General features: G+C 72.4%; 11 protein-coding genes. 6 read left to right on the top strand and 5 right to left on the bottom strand.

The features are described 5' to 3' along the window. The first annotated feature begins 66 nt into the window (after window positions 1-66). The 3 genes from IG08_RS0117460 (at window position 67) to IG08_RS0117450 (ending at window position 8,274) form a co-directional block, all read left to right on the top strand. The gene (locus IG08_RS0117460) at window positions 67-5,316 is read left to right on the top strand and encodes a caspase family protein (RefSeq protein ID WP_030602648.1); all 5,250 of its coding nucleotides are present in this window, start codon (window positions 67-69) and stop codon (window positions 5,314-5,316) included. Then, window positions 5,313-6,173 (top strand): hypothetical protein, encoded by an 861-nt coding sequence (locus IG08_RS0117455; RefSeq protein ID WP_030602645.1) that lies wholly within the window; start codon window positions 5,313-5,315, stop codon window positions 6,171-6,173. Before IG08_RS0117460 ends, IG08_RS0117455 begins: the two co-directional genes overlap by 4 nt. 139 nt (window positions 6,174-6,312) lie before the next feature. Continuing rightward, window positions 6,313-8,274, top strand: coding sequence for a PE-PGRS family protein (locus tag IG08_RS0117450; RefSeq protein ID WP_338060161.1), 1,962 nt, complete (start codon window positions 6,313-6,315; stop codon window positions 8,272-8,274). On the opposite strand, the gene IG08_RS0117445 is transcribed toward IG08_RS0117450, so the two are convergent. Next, window positions 8,243-8,656, bottom strand: coding sequence for a hypothetical protein (locus IG08_RS0117445; RefSeq protein WP_234342903.1), 414 nt, complete (start codon window positions 8,654-8,656; stop codon window positions 8,243-8,245). The genes IG08_RS0117450 and IG08_RS0117445 overlap by 32 nt on opposite strands. Before the next feature lie 83 nt (window positions 8,657-8,739). After that, on the bottom strand, window positions 8,740-10,152 hold the full coding sequence (locus IG08_RS0117440; RefSeq protein WP_420823287.1) for a hypothetical protein: 1,413 nt from the start codon (window positions 10,150-10,152) through the stop codon (window positions 8,740-8,742). A 79-nt stretch (window positions 10,153-10,231) separates the two neighbouring features. On the opposite strand from IG08_RS0117440, the gene IG08_RS60155 reads away from it, so the two are divergent. The 3 genes from IG08_RS60155 to IG08_RS0117425 all read left to right on the top strand — a co-directional run bounded on the left by IG08_RS60155 (window position 10,232) and on the right by IG08_RS0117425 (window position 11,653). Continuing rightward, window positions 10,232-10,600, top strand: a complete 369-nt coding sequence (locus tag IG08_RS60155) for a VOC family protein (RefSeq protein WP_030602633.1) — start codon at window positions 10,232-10,234, stop codon at window positions 10,598-10,600. 57 nt (window positions 10,601-10,657) lie between these two features. Then, entirely contained in the window at window positions 10,658-11,116 is a 459-nt protein-coding gene (locus tag IG08_RS0117430) for a hypothetical protein (RefSeq protein ID WP_030602632.1), read from the top strand. Window positions 11,117-11,227: 111 nt separating this feature from the next. Beyond that, window positions 11,228-11,653, top strand: a complete 426-nt coding sequence (locus tag IG08_RS0117425) for an NUDIX hydrolase (protein WP_043454533.1) — start codon at window positions 11,228-11,230, stop codon at window positions 11,651-11,653. Here the strand turns inward: IG08_RS0117425 and IG08_RS0117420 are convergent. The 3 genes from IG08_RS0117420 to IG08_RS0117410 all read right to left on the bottom strand — a co-directional run bounded on the left by IG08_RS0117420 (window position 11,640) and on the right by IG08_RS0117410 (window position 14,648). Continuing rightward, window positions 11,640-12,371, bottom strand: coding sequence for a hypothetical protein (locus IG08_RS0117420; protein WP_030602620.1), 732 nt, complete (start codon window positions 12,369-12,371; stop codon window positions 11,640-11,642). The genes IG08_RS0117425 and IG08_RS0117420 overlap by 14 nt on opposite strands. Window positions 12,372-12,409: 38 nt before the next feature. Next, window positions 12,410-13,768 (bottom strand): prenyltransferase/squalene oxidase repeat-containing protein, encoded by a 1,359-nt coding sequence (locus IG08_RS0117415; protein ID WP_234342901.1) that lies wholly within the window; start codon window positions 13,766-13,768, stop codon window positions 12,410-12,412. A gap of 70 nt (window positions 13,769-13,838) precedes the next feature. Continuing rightward, window positions 13,839-14,648 carry an alpha/beta fold hydrolase gene (locus IG08_RS0117410; RefSeq protein WP_052424754.1) on the bottom strand — a complete coding sequence of 270 codons (810 nt, stop codon included), beginning with the start codon at window positions 14,646-14,648 and terminating at the stop codon, window positions 13,839-13,841. Window positions 14,649-14,653: the final 5 nt, after the last annotated feature.

The raw sequence follows: 14,653 nt of genomic DNA, 5'->3' as shown, positions 1-14,653 counted from the left end.
GCCAAGGACGGTCCCGGAGCGTGACCGCGCCGCTACAGTGGACGGGAGTGCTGCGGGGGGCGAACGATGGCGCTGCGGGTCGGTCGGCGATTCTTCCTCGCGCTGGGTGTGGGCCGCTACTGCCACCTCCCGGCGCGCGAACAACTGGGGCAGGTCCCCGCGGACGTGCGCGCCGTGCGCGACCTGTTCGCCGGACTCGGCTACCGGCCCGTCCTGTCCGGCCTCGGGGAGTACGACACCGCGGAGCAGATCCGCCAGAAGCTGCGCCACTGGTCCACCGACGCCGCCCTCACCGCCGACGACGTGGTCGTCCTCTACTTCGCCGGACACGGCCTGGTCCAGGACCGGGACCGGCACTACCTGCTGTGCTGGGACTCCCGGGCCGACGAGGACGCCGCGACCACGGCCCTGGCCACCGAGGACCTCGTCCGCATCCTGTGCCGGGGCGAGCTGCGCCATCTGCTGCTCGTCCTGGACACCTGCGCCGGCGGGGCGGGCGGTGCGGAGGCCGCCGCGCTCGCGTTGCAGTCGATCGCCTACCGGAACATCGGCGCGGGAACTGCCACCGGGCTGTGGTTCCTGGCCTCCGCCCGCCGCAAGGACATAGCCGAGGAAGGGAAGTTCGTCGCCGCGCTGAGCTCCGCCGTGGAGATCACCACCGGGCGGACCGGGCAGCGGCAGCAGTACCTCGACCTCGCCGAACTGGTGAAGGCCGTCAATGAGCGGTTCGAGGCGGACGGCCTCGGCCAGCGCGCCGAGCTCGCCAGCGGACTGGTGACCGGCCTGGCCCCGTTCCTGCCCAACTCCGGTTACCGGGAGGCGCTTCCGCCCATCGGCACCGATCTGGAGATCCAGCGCCGGGTCGCCGGGCAGGACCTCACCGAGCACTTCGGGCCGCGCTCGCGAGGGGTGGAGTTCGAGTCCGAGCACGGCCTGTACTTCAGCGGGCGCGCCCGCGTCCTCACCGAACTCACCGCGTGGCTGACCGGTGAGGAGGGCGACGGCCGGGGCCGGGTCGTCACCGGCCAACCGGGCTGCGGCAAGTCGGCCGTCCTGGGCCGGGTCGTCGCCCTGTCCGATTCCGGCTACCGTCCCCGCTTCGACCTCGGCGCGCTCGACGCCGCGACGGTCGTCCCCGAGGGCTGTGTGACGGCCGCGGTGCACGCCCGCCACAAGCGGCTCGACGAGATCGTCGAACGCATCGCGGACAACCTGGGCGTGAGTGCCGACGGCTCCGCCGCCCTCCTCCAGGAACTCACCCGCCGCGGCCGTAAGGGCCCGCCCGTCGTCATCGTCGTCGACGCGGTCGACGAGGCCGGCTCCGACACGGCCGCCGACGCCGGCGGACACGGCGAACCTCGCCGGATCACCCGCGAGTTGCTACGGCCCATGTCCGAGATCCAGGGCGTACGGCTGCTGGTGGGCACCCGCCGTGAACTGGTCACCCCGCTCGGCCCCACCTTCCACTGCATCGACCTCGACCGTCCCGGCTACCGGGCGGAGCGGGACGACGTCGCCGGATACGTCACCAAGATGCTCCTCGCCACGGAGGAGCCGGAGGTCCACAGCCCCTACCGCGACCGTCCCGAACTCGCCCGGGCCGTCGCTGCGGGAGTCGCCGCCCGGGCCGCCGGGGTGTACCTCTACGCCCGGACCACCGCACGCACCCTGCGTTCGGACCGCAACGCCGTCGACACCCACCGCCCCGGCTGGGCGGACGAGTTGCCCAGCGAGATCGGCGAGGCCTTCGACGACTACCTCGCCCGCTTCGGCCCCGACGAGCCGCGGGTCCGCCGCATGCTGCTCGCCCTCGCCTTCTCCGAGGGCACCGGCCTCCCGCGCGGACGGATCTGGACCAGGCTCAGCAGCGTGATCTCCGGGGTCGAGTGCACGGAGGCGGACGTCTCCTGGGCCCTCGACGTGGCCGAGGCGTACGTGGCGGAGGTGGTCGACGACGACTGGCGCTCGGTGTACCGGCTCTACCACAAGGCGTTGGCGGAGCATCTGCGCAGGACGGCCGGGCGGGCGACGGCCGAGATCCAGCGAGCCGTCGTCGACGCCCTCGTGTCGGTCGTCCCGGCCGTCGCCGACGGCAGACGGGACTGGCTCGCCGCGGTGCCCTACGTCCGTCAGCACCTGGCCACCCACGCCGCGGCCGCCGGCCGGCTGGCCGGGCTCATCGAGGACCCGGGCTTTCTGCTCGCCTGCGAACCCCTGGGCCTGCTGCGCGCGTTGGCGTCGGTCGACGGGGACGCCTCGCGCCGCATCCGCACCGCATACGAACAGGTGGCGCACCGTCTGACGCCCGACCGTCCGCTCGGCGCCCGCGCCGCGGACCTCCAGTTGTCCGCGCGGCGCTGCGAGGCCGACCGCCTGGCGGACCGTGTCGAACGCCTGGGCGTCGCCCTGCCCTGGACCGCGCGCTGGGCGTGGTGGTCGGCCAGCGGCGCCCACCGGCTGCTCAGCGGCCACACCCGGAGCGTCGCCTGCGTCTCCGTGGGCCATCTCGACGAACGCCCCGTCACCGTGACCGGCAGCCGGGACGGCACGGTCCGGGTCTGGGACCTCACCACCCAGCGGCAGATCGGCGAACCACTGGCGATGGGCGTCGCGGTGAGTGCGGTCGCCATCGGCGAACTCGGCGACTACACCGTGGTCCTGGCCGGCGGCGTCGACGGCACGGTCCGGATCTGGGACCTCTCGGCCGGCCAGCCGTACGGCCCTCCGCTGACCGGGCACACCAACGTGATCCAGGTCATCCGCGTCTGCACCCTGGGCGGTCGGACGGTGGTGCTGACGGCGGGCGGTGACGGAACGGCACGCCTGTGGGACCTCGCCGAGCGCAGGCAGCTCGGAGCTCCGCTGTCCGGGCATCGGCGCACGGTGTGGGACGCGGTCCTGGCGAAGGTGGACGGACGCCCCCTGGCCGTCACAGGCGGGGACGACAAGGCCGTACGGATCTGGGACCTCGGCGACGTCATGGACGGCGGCGACGCGCGGGTCGACGGCAGCCCGCTGATCGGGCCCGCCGGCGGGGTCAGGGCCTTGTGCACGGGGGAGGTGGCGGGCCGCACCGTTCTGGTGGTCGGAGACGTGACCGGCACGCTCGGCCTGTGGGACCTCGCCGAGCGCCGACAGATCGGAGAACCGGTCGTCGCACACCGCTACTACGAGCGCAGCGGTGTGCTGTCCGCCGCTATGGGGCGCTTCGGCGACCGTACCGTCGTGCTGACCTGCGGTCGGGAGGAGACGCGGCTGTGGGACCTGCCGAGCCTGCGCCAGCTCGTGCCCCCGCTGCGCGGCCACATGGACGACATCTGCGCGGCGGCCCTGACCAGCCGCGGGGACACGTCCCTGGCGGTCACCGTCAGTTCCGACCGGACGGCGCGCGTCTGGGACCTGTCCGCCGACCAGCCGAACGACGGCCACAGCGGACAGGTGGACGCCGTAGCCGTCCAGGAGATCGGGGGCAGCCCCCTGGCGCTCACCGGCGGGGCCGACGGCACGGCGCGTCTGTGGGACCTGCGGACCCGTGAGCAGATCGGCCGCACGATGGAGGGGCACAAGGGACGTGTGCTCGCAGTGGCCCTCGGTACCGTGTGCGGCCGGCCCGTCGCCGTCACGGGAGGCGAGGACACCCAGGTCAGATGCTGGGATCCGTGCACCGGCCGGGCCTTGGGGCCCGAGCTCGCCGGTCACACGAACGTGGTGCGCTGCGTCGCGCTCGGCATGCTGGACGGTGCAGCCGTCCTGGTGAGTGGCGGCGAGGACGGCACGGTCCGGATCTGGCGACAGGCCACCGGTGAGCCCCTGGGCCCACCCCTGGACACCCACATCGGCGGTGTCGAGTATCTGGCCGTCCGCAGCGTGGGCCGCACGCTCCAGATCGCCGTCGCGACCGCCCTCGACCATGCGTACGTCTGGCACGTGGACGCGCAGGGTACGCGCACCCTGGAGGCCCACCTCGACCTGGAGGAACTCTCGCTGTACGCCCGCGCCTTGGGCGTGTCCTTCCTGGGGGACCGCCCCGTCGTCCTGTCCACGCGCGAGGGGAACGGCGTGCACGTGCACGACATCGCGACCCGGGCGTCGGCCGGCGGACCGCTGGTCGGACACACCAACGGGGTGCTGCGCGGCACGCTCGCCCGGATCGGCGGCCGCACTCTGGTCGCCTCCCTCGCCTACGACGACACCGTCCGGGTGTGGGACCTGGACACGCGCTCGGCCCTGGACCCGCCGCTGGAGGGCATGACGAGACTGAGCGACGTGACGCGGCCGTGCCCGTCACCCGCGCTCGGCACCGTCGACGGGGCACCGGTCGTGCTGACCGCCTTCACCCGTGAGGTGCGGGTCTGGGACATCGGCACCATGAGCCCGCTCGGCGAGCCGTTGTGCGGGGTGGACCGCGGCCTGGTCTCCGCGGACGTCGTCGCGGCGCCCGACGGCGGGGCGATGGTCGTGACCGGCAGCCTGTACGGCGGCGTCCGCTTCCACGACCTCGACACCGGAGCGCAGGTCGCCCCCCACATCACGTCCAGCACCTTCCAGGTCTTCCATGCCGCCGGCGCTCGTCTGAACGACGAGACGGTGGTCGTGACGAGCAACTGGACGGAAGCGGACGCCTGGACCCTGGTGCCGCGCCGGCGTCTCGGCAAACGGTTCGGCACGTCCTGGCGAGCTTCCCTGCACGCCGTCGACGGCACGGCGTTCGTCGTGTCCGTCGCGGGCGACTTCACCCTGCACGCCTGGAACCCGCGCACCCAGGCCCCCGTCTGCCCGCCGATGCCCGGCCACACGGCCCAGGTCATGGACCTGCGTACCGTCCGGTCGGGGAAGAGGGAACTCCTGGCCAGCGCCTCCCTGGACGGCACGGTTCGGCTGTGGGACCTGTGCACCGGAGAACCGGTAGGTGAGCCGCTGACCGGGCACGAACGGGGCGCGTTCAGCGTGGACTTCGTGCGCCACGGAAGCGGTCTCCTCGTCGTGGGATGCGGCGACGGCCGGCTGGTCTTCCGGGACCTGGCCACCCGGGCCGTCGGAGGCCCCGACCTGGAGCCGTTCCCGTCCCGGGCCCGGGCGCTCAGGGCGGCGGACATCCACGGCGTACCGCTCCTCATCGCCGGTGACGACTTCGGTCTGGTCCGCGTCTGGGACACCCGGCACCCGGGCTGGAGCGCCGAACTCGACGTGGGCGGCGGCATCAACGCCGTGGCCGCGGCCCCCTCCGGGCATGTCTGTCTGGCGACGGACATGGGTGTGGTGGTCCTCGGCCTCAACGTCGGCGATGCCGTGGAGCCCCGGGGAGACGACCGGTGACCCGCGTCGTCCTCCTCCACGGCATAGCCCAGCAGCACAAGGGCCCCCACACCCTCCTCGCCGACTGGTACCCCGCCCTCGCCGACGGCGTCACCCTCGCCGGCGCTGTGCTCGAACAGCGGGACGCGACCATGGCGTTCTACGGCGATCTGTTCCGATCCGCGGGCCATCGGGGCCTCGGCGAGCCCGAGTTGGACGCCTCCGACGTCGAGGACGGGCTCGAACGGGACCTGCTGCTGGCCTGGTGGGAGGCGGCGGCCCGGGCGGAGAGCCGGGTGCCCGGACCGGACGCGGCAGCGCGAGGCCGTACCCCCTACCTGGTGCAGCGCGCCCTGGACGCCCTCAGCCACTCCGCCTTCTTCGCGGGCCTCAGCGATCGGCTGCTGATCTCCGATGCCCGTCAGGTCCGCCGCTACTTCACCGAACCGGACCTGCGCGACGCCATCCAGGAACGCTTCCTCGCCGCTCTGACCGAACGGACCGAGGTCGTCGTCGCCCACTCGCTGGGCTCCGTCGTCGCCTACGAGGCGTTGTGTGCCCGCCCGGAGCTGCCGGACCTGACTCTGGTCACCCTCGGCTCGCCGCTCGCGGTACGCGGCCTGGTCCTCGACCGGCTGGTCCCGGCTCCACGCGACGGACGTGCCCGCTGGCCGGCCCCCGTCAAGCGCTGGACCAACATCGCCGACCGGGGTGATGCCGTGGCCCTGGCCAAGGAACTGGCACCGGTGTTCGGCGACCGCGTCACCGACCTCCTCGTGCACAACGGGGCCAAGGCGCATGATGTGCGGCCGTATCTCACCGCCCGGGAGACCGGGCAGTCGATCGCCGCGGCGCTGCGCACGTCTGCTGCGGACTGACGTGCGGTGACGTCGATCGCCGCGCCCAACCGGCAGCTGCAGTAAACGAGTTCGGAAGGCATCGCCGGATCGCGGGTCGGGGTGCTCGGGTGACCAGGGAATCACTCCGGAGCGAAGCTCCTCGGGCAGGATGATCCCCATGAGGGATGAGCTCTCGGAGCTGCTGCGTAGGGCCGGGCTGGAGATCGTGGAGGACCGGCGGGTCGAGGAGGTGCTGCCGCCCCCGTTCGCATGGCGCCGTGTCGCCGCGTGGGAGGCCGAGCCGGCCGTGGCGGTCGGCTCGGACCGGCCCGACCTGGTCGCCGAGCTCAACGCGCAGTGGCACCGGCTGGCGTCCGAGACGGGGATTCTCGGCGAGGACGGGGTGTTCCTCATCGACGCCGGCTGCTCGCCCCGGCGTTGGATCCGGGTCCGGCTCACCGCCGACTGGGATCTCGCCGGAGTGCTCGGTGACCGGCCCGGGCAGCCGGAGTTCCTCACGCTGTCGCCGGCCGGGGACACCCTGCTGGGTGCCACGACCGAGGAGCACGCTGTCTGGCTCGTCGCCGTCGACCGGATCAAGGAGCGGCAGGAGGAGGCCGCGCAGGCCGCGGGCCGGGAGACACCGGAGGAACGGGCGGCTGCCTGGGAGTCCCTGTTCGAGGGGCCGAAGCCCACGCAGAGACTGCTCGACGCATGGGCGCGCGGACTCTCGCTCAACCCGGCCACTCCGAAGGAGCTCCGGCCCCGGTTGGTGGACAGGTCGTCGTATGCGATGTACAGCAGGTTGCCGACGGAAGCGGTGGACGCGGTCCTGGCCCACCCGGACTGGAAGATGCGGATGAGCGCGGCCGAGCATCAGCCGAACATCACGCCCGAGCAGTGGGCCCGCGTGATTCTCGCGGAGCAGGACAAGCGTCAGCGGTGGATCCTGACCATGGTGGCCGCGGACCGTTGGGCCGAGCTCACTGAGGACGCCTGCCGCAGGCTCGCCGTTGATCCGTCCGCACGTGTGCGCTCCGAGACTGCCCGCCTCAAGGGCCTGCCTGCCGATCTGGCGATCGCGCTGGCCGGTGACCCTGACGACGGTGTGCGGGCCGTGGCCTGCCAGGTGGCCTGGCCCCATCTCGACGCTGCCGCACGGGAGGCGCTCCTGGCCGATCCGCACGGCATCGTGCGCGACCGGGTCCTGCTGCTGCACCACCAGGAACACCCGATGCCCCGGCCGGTGTTCGAGGCCCAGGAAGTCCAGGACACCCAGCGCAAGGCCCTGGAGACCTGCCGCCTGGAGCACGACCTCGCCGAGCACCTGGCCCGGCACGGCGAGCCCGACGAGCGCCGCTTCCTCGCCCGCAACCCGCACCTGGACCCGGACCTTGTCGCTCTCCTCGCCGAGGATCCCGACGCCGGCGTCCGCTCCGCGGTGTCGGTGCGGGCCGACCTCACCGAGGAGCAACGCGCGGGCATCGACATCGACTTCGACCCGAAGCTCCGCTCCTGGGCCCTCGACTGGGTCGTGGCCCTGCACCACGACGAGGACGCCATGCGCCGCCTGGCCGCCTCCGCCCACCCCCTCGTCCGCAGAAGCGTCGCCCGCGCCCGCCACCTGCCGCCGGACGTGGTCGCACGCCTCGCGCGCGACGAGGATCGTGTCGTACAGCTCTTCCTGGCCGAGTCGTGCGACGACGCGCCCGCGGACATGCTGCTGGAGGTGTGGCAGTGGTGGGACGGCAGCCTCACCACCCCCGACCGCCCGCGCGGCCACCCCAACTTCCCCCGCCACGACCTCCTGCGGTACGCCGACGACCCCAGCCCGCGCATGCGCAGGCTGGCCCTGGACGATCCGGAGTCGACACCCGACCTGGTGGAACGGCTCAGCCGGGACCCCAGCGAGGAGGTGCGGTACCGCGCCGCGACCGACCCCCGGCTGTCGGCGGCGGCCGCCGCGAGGCTGCTGGAGGATCCGCACGAGCACATACGGCAGGCCGCCGCGCTCCACCCCCACCTGCCTGCCCGGCTCCTGACCTGGTTGTTGAGAGACGGCGGCGCGGAGACGGCCGCCCGGAATCCGGCGCTGCCCGTCGAGGTGATCAGAAAGCTCGTCCCAGGGGCAGACGAGTGACGGCGACGAACGTCGCCAGCGCCGCCAACGTCCACAGCGCATAGACGCAGTACCCGCCCCACAGCGAATCGGAGTCGGGCACTCCGGCATACGCGAGCCGGTTGACGCCCCAGCCGACCGCCAGCGCGGCCACGAAGGCGGGCCAGCGGTGCCGTACGCCCTTGACCACGTTCTCGAACATTTCCATCAGCACCACGACCATCATCAGCAGCGGGCCCTGCTCCTCCCAACTGAGGGCCGCGCCCACGGCTCCCACGGCCAGGCAGAACAGCCAGACCTGCAGCGTGGGCCATGCCGCCACGGGACTGCGCGGCGTCTCCCGAGGAAGCCAGAAGAACCGCCGCACGTCCCGCACGTGCCCCTTGTATCCCTTGCCTGACACCACACCGACCTCCCCCGTCCGCGTGCATCGCATCTGTGAGACGCCTCGGACGGGGTCGGTGGTTGTGCGCCTTCAGGGAGTCGTCAGGGAGTCAGTCGGGCGATCTTCAGAGTCTTCGTGGTCGGGGACGCGCCGGTGAGGGCGCTCGCGTACGACGGTGTGACGGGCACGGACGCCCACGTCAGCGTCCCGTCCTTCTGCACCGCGATGTCGCCCGTGATCCGCGCGCTCACCACCTTGTCCGCGCTCTGGAACTTGCCGTTCCAGTCGATGAGCCGAAGATGCGTGCCCGCGAAGGTGCCGGTGCAGGTGCCGGTCGAGCACTTGGCGTTCTTCAGGGACTCCCAGGACAGAAGGAGGCGGTTCTTGCCGTACGGCGCGATGCGGACGTTGACGTGCTCCGTGGTCTTCGCGCTGGAGAGGTAGATCGCCTTGCCGGGGCCGGAGTTGCGGTTCTTGAGGAAGGCGACCGCCACCTGGTGGGTGCTCGTCTTCGGCTTGACCGTCCAGCCGCGGCCGGACGAGTCGTCCGGGTTCTTCTTGGCGGACGCGGCGCCGCGGGAGGCGAAGGCGGTGGCGTAGCGGCCGGTGGACGACTTGACGAGGTCACCGGTACGGCCGGCGAACGTGCCGCCGCAGTAACCAGCCCAGCACTGCTCGCGCTGGACCACCGGAGCGACGTCGGGCGCGGCGATCCCCGTCGACACGAAGAGGCCCGAACGCCAGTCGTCGAAGCACAGGGAGGTGAACGCGCCGGACGTCTCGGCGTGCAGCGCGATGCCCTCGTTGTGGCTGCAGCCCCAGCCCCAACCACCGCTCAGCTTCTTGCCCTTGGGGCTGATGTACGACAGCTTGTCGCCGAAGTGGCCGTCGGCGAAGCCGCCCGCGCCGTGCACGACGAAGTAGGCGCCGTACTTCTTGCCGTTCCAGGTGAGCTGGCCGTCGAGCAGCGGGGACGTGTCGTGCGAGGCGGTGCCGGTGAGCTTGGTGCTCCAGGTCTTCTTGGCGCCCGTGTAGCGGACGATCGCGGCCGCCGTCTCCTTCCACTTGTTGGTGTCGGCGACCCGGGTGAGCAGCGCGAAGCCGTCGTTGTGCGCGACCAGCCCACCCACCTCCTTGGTGCCCTTGACCACGGTGTCCGAGCCGGAGCGCTTCCCGGTGGATGTCAGCGGGGTGACATGGATGCCGTCCGAGGCGGGCCAGGCGACGCGCAGGGTGCCGTTCGGGGCCACCGCGGTTGTCGTCCGCGTCCACTCGCGGGTGTTGTTGTAACCGGCGGACAGATAGGGGAACTTGGCCGGCAGGCTCACGGCGGTCGTGGTCACGGTGAGGGCCGGCGCGTCGGTCGTCGCGGCGCCGGCGGTGGCGTACCAGGCGCCGAGGAGCGCGCCGGCGGCGGCGAGTCCTGCGATGACGGGCTTACGGGTCACACGGACCCGGCGGTGGCCGGCACTGGCGCCTGCGCCTTCGGACGGCATGCGTCTTGCGGAAGTCATACCCCCAGGTCGCCGCCGGAGCCGTGGAGGTTGCCGCGCATCTTGCCTTGATCGACCGAGGTGCCCGAAGATCCTCCGCATGACCTCCACCATCCGCCACACGACGATCGACTGCGCCGACGCCTACGAGCTCGCCGGCTTCTGGTCGCGGGTCCTGGACCAGCCGCTGCACGAGGACGACAACCCTGGCGACCCGATGGCGCTGATCGAGGCCGCGGGCCTGCTCTTCGTCACCGTGCCGGACGCCAAGACCGTCAAGAACCGCCTGCACCTCGACCTCCAGCCGCAGGACCGCACCCGCGACGAGGAGGTCGACCGTCTGCTCGCCCTCGGCGCCACGCTGCTGGACGACCGCCGCAACGAGGACGGCACGGGCTGGGCCGTCCTCGCCGACCCGGAGGGCAACGAGTTCTGCGTGGAGCGCAGTGCGGCGGAGCGCGGGAACTGAAGCGAGGCCCAGGACACTTCGGCCGCCGCCGAAGCGATACGCCCCTAGCGTCGCCGTATGACCGAAAGCCCGCAGGAAGCACCCGTCGAGGCCGTCACCGGCATGGTCGACCACGTCCTCGCCCTGGCCGCGACCTGGACGCGCTGGGACGGCAGGCCCGCACACGTCGACGACCGTGTGTACACCCCGCACAAGGCGATCCGCCGCGTCGCCGACCATCTCGTCGACCACCTGGCCGAACTCGAGGCCAGGCTGGTCGGTGAGACCCCGCAGCCCGACCACTGGCATGCCTCCGCGACCACCACCGAGGCGGACCTCGCCCCCTTCACCCAGGAGGACCTGGACGAGGCCCGCAGCCGCCTCACCCGGCTCGCCCGGATCTGGGCCAACCGCCTCGGCGCCCTCACCGAGGAGCAGCTCGACCACTCGCCCGGCGAGGGCTGGACCTTCCGCGAACTCGCCGTCCACCTCAGGGGATCGACGTACTACGCCGACGCGGTGGGCGATCTCTCGTGACCGAGCGGGGCGATCCGGCTCACAGCGGTGGGCCGTGCGTCCCTGGTACGGTTGACGCTTTCGTGGGTATCAGACCCTTTGGACTCATCTCCGGCGAGGGACCGAGGAACCATGGACATGGACATCCCCGGCGACAAGCGACTGGCGGCCGCCGTCGTGATGGACGACGAGGGGCGCGTGCTTCTGGTCCGCCGCAGTGAGACGGAGACGTTCCTGCCCGGCGTGTGGGGCGTTCCCTGCGGGAAGCTCGACCCCGACGAGAGCGCCGCCGACGGCGCGTTGCGGGAGCTGAAGGAAGAGACCGGGCTGCTCGGCGAGATCGTCCGCAGGGTCGGCGAGTCGTCGTTCGTCAGTGAGTACCAGGGCCACGAGATCAAGAACTGGCAGGACAACTTCCTTGTCAGGCCGCTGAGTCGGCAGGTCACTCTCCCCAAGCCCGACCAGGAGCACCGCTGGCTCGGGCGCTCCGAACTGACCACGGTCGACATCGACGCGTACAACCTCGACATCGTGGACCAGGCCTTCACGAGCTCCTGAGCAGCTCCGCCAGCGAGTTCAACGCCCCCAGATAGTCCGGCACGTCCAGCGGCACCTTCGCCACCGCCCCCGGATGCGGGCCCGCGGGCGTGAACACATCGGTGTGGCGCCGCCGTTCGCTTCCCGTCTCCAGGAACAGCGTCACCGTCGGCACGTCGGTGTCGCACCAGGCGCGGTGCAGGGTGTGCGCGGGAAGGGCGTAGGCGCTGCCCGCCGTGTACTGCCCCACGTGCGTCAGCCGCAGCCGCGCCGGACCGGTGGGCTTGAGCAGCCAGTCCGCCGAGCGCTCCGACAGCGACTCCTCGTAGCGGGCCGCCTCGATCCCGCCCTCGCCCGGCGCCCCCGCCTCGTACAGCTCCATGGCGAGTCGGCCCCGGACGATGTAAGAGGCCAGCGGGGAACGGTGGTTGTGGATGTCCTCCTCGCCGATCGCACCCGCCCCGGGGTGCCACACATGGGCGCGCAGCATGTGCCGCGGACCGCCGTCGATCAGCAGCAGCTTGTCGAAGCCGAGGACGTGGCGGTACGACAGCCGGGCGCAGTGCTCCGGATCGCCCTCGCCGCGGGCGAGTTCGGAGACGAGGTCCGACAGCCGCTCAGGTGCGCCGAGTTCGGCGACGACCCACCGGGCGGTGGCGACGAGCTCGCGCTCGGGTGGATCGCCGTCCAGCATCCCGGTCAGCAGTCGTCGTGCCGCCGGAATCTGTCGACCACCCATCCAGGCCCCCCTCCCATTCTCGTTCGTCCGCCCGGAGTTCACTCGCCCGGTTGGTACATCCATACGGCATGCGCCCGCAGTGCGGAAAGACCTTGATAGGTCATCCACAGGGGCTGGTGCAGGTCACCGCCGTCCTGGCCCGCCCATGTCCAGATTCCGCCGGTCTGCCCCGCCCGTACGGCAGCGGCGGCACCGTCCAGCCGTTCCCGCCACTCCTGTTCCCGCCCGTCCTCGCGGGCGACCTCCCGGGCGCCGGGGGAGAGCAGGGCGCGGACGATCCAGGCGGCGGTGTGGTGCCGTACGCCCAGCACCTCGTGGCGTGAGGGGTCGTCCGGGCGTGGCCGGCGCACCTCCTCGCGCAGGTTCGTCAGGTCGGGGCAGCTGGTGTGGGGCACGTCCGGGCAGGCCAGCAGCCAGCGCACACCGTCCTGGCGGGCCTCCCGCGCACCGCGGGTGTCGCCCAGGATCCGGGCCGTGCGGTCGAGGGCGACGACGGCTTGCGCGGTGTGCAGCGGGGACGGTCCGCGCAGCGCCGACGGCCCGTACGGCGGGTCGAGCCGGTGGCTCCAGCAGCGCAGGTGCTCGCGCCGAGGGTCGCTGATCGCGCCGTCCAGAAGGGCTTCGCGAAGCAGCGGCAGGGCGTCGGAGCGGGGCGCCGCGCGCAGGAGGCCGCGCATCACGGTGGTGACGACGTGGGTGGACTCCCGTCCCGCACGGTCGAGTTGCAGGGTGAACCCGGCCGTGCACCGCTCGACCTCCGCCGCCAGCCGCTCGGCGGACACGCCCGCCCGGGCCAGCGCGCCCAGCACCGTCGCGGTCACCTCCGGTCGGGCCACGGCCCCCTGCGAACGCGCCGACCATCCGCCGCCCGGCAGCCGCAGCCGCCACAGCGTGTCCACCAGGTCCCCGGTGCTCAGTCGGCCGTCGGGCACGCCGAGGTCGAGCATGATGTGCAGGCCGTAGGCGGTGCCGACGGAGGTGGGGCGTGAGGGCGTGCTCTCGCCCAGGGAGTGCGACCAGCCGGTGAGCCGGCCGCGGTCCGGCTCGTCCACCACGGACACCTGGCCGACGAGCGTGTCGTGCGCGGCGGCGAAGACCTCGGGGAGCGGACCCGGAGGCAGGGCGGTGGGCGCCGCGGGCGGGGCGACGGGTGCGGCGCCGGTCCGGGCGCGGAGCAGCGCCGCCGCCAGCCAGGCCGCAGTGGCCGTGCCGAGTCCGCTCACCCCGGAGATCAGGTACCTGGCGGGCTCGCCGTCCAGGGAGCCGGGCAGCACCGTGAAGAGGAACTGGAACACCGCGTAACCGGCGGCCGCACAGCCGAGGCTGCCCAGCCAGCCGACGAAACGCGCGGCCTCGCCCGGGCCACCGGGTTCCGGTCGGGGGTCGTCGGATCTCAAGGGACCGCGTCCCAGCTGCTGTTGAGACAAGACGCGCTCCCTCCCCCAGGGCTTCCGCGAAGCTTCCAGTCTATGGGGTCGGAGAGACACCAGGGGCGGTGACCGTCAGCAACGTCTTGACGAGCCCCTCGGCGAAGGCGGCGGGGTGCTGGACCGTGCCGATGTGCCCGCCGGGGAGCTCGACGAAGTCGCCGTGCAGTGTGTCCGCGAGGATCTGGGCATTGCGGTACAGGAGTTGACCGCGGGAATCGGTGCCGGCGGCGAGGGTGAGGCGGACGTGCGGCGGCTCGGCTTTCGGCATGTACGACGTGAACGGCCGCAGAACATGGGCGAGCATGAGCGCCATCGGGTTGGTCAACTCCTCTTCCCGTGACAGGGGTTGGCCAACAGGAGCGCTGTCCTCAGGCACCCGCTCCTCCAGCACGGCGGTCATCCGGGCCGCCGCCGCTGCGGGACCCTCGGCGCGGTAGACGTCGCACACCTCCCGGAACGCGGCCTGTTGCCGTGCCCCGTCCGGAAGAAGCCCCACGCACGGCGGTTCGTGCGCGATCACGTGCCGCAGCCGCTCCGGATGCCGGGTGAGCAGGTCGAGGGCCGGGACGCTGCCGGCACTGGTGCCGAAGACGTACGCAGACTCGCCCTCGGGGAGCACGGCGTCGAGCACGCGCCGGGCCCCCTCGCTCCAGTCCTCGACCCGCTGGTCGGCGACGGGCAGGCCGAGGTGGCCGTGGGCGAGGCCGAGCGGGTCGTACGTGACGACGGTGAAGTGCTCGGCGAGTACGTCGGCCATCGGGTCGAGCGCCGTGGGATCCCCGGCGCCGCCGGGGATCACGAGCAGGAAGGGTCCGCTGCCGCGGGTGTCGTAGTGCAGGTCAGTCATGGTTC

It is taken from the genome of Streptomyces fulvoviolaceus, assembly GCF_000718165.1.
Lineage (GTDB): Bacteria > Actinomycetota > Actinomycetes > Streptomycetales > Streptomycetaceae > Streptomyces > Streptomyces fulvoviolaceus.
This window is presented reverse-complemented; position numbering and strand designations above follow the sequence as displayed.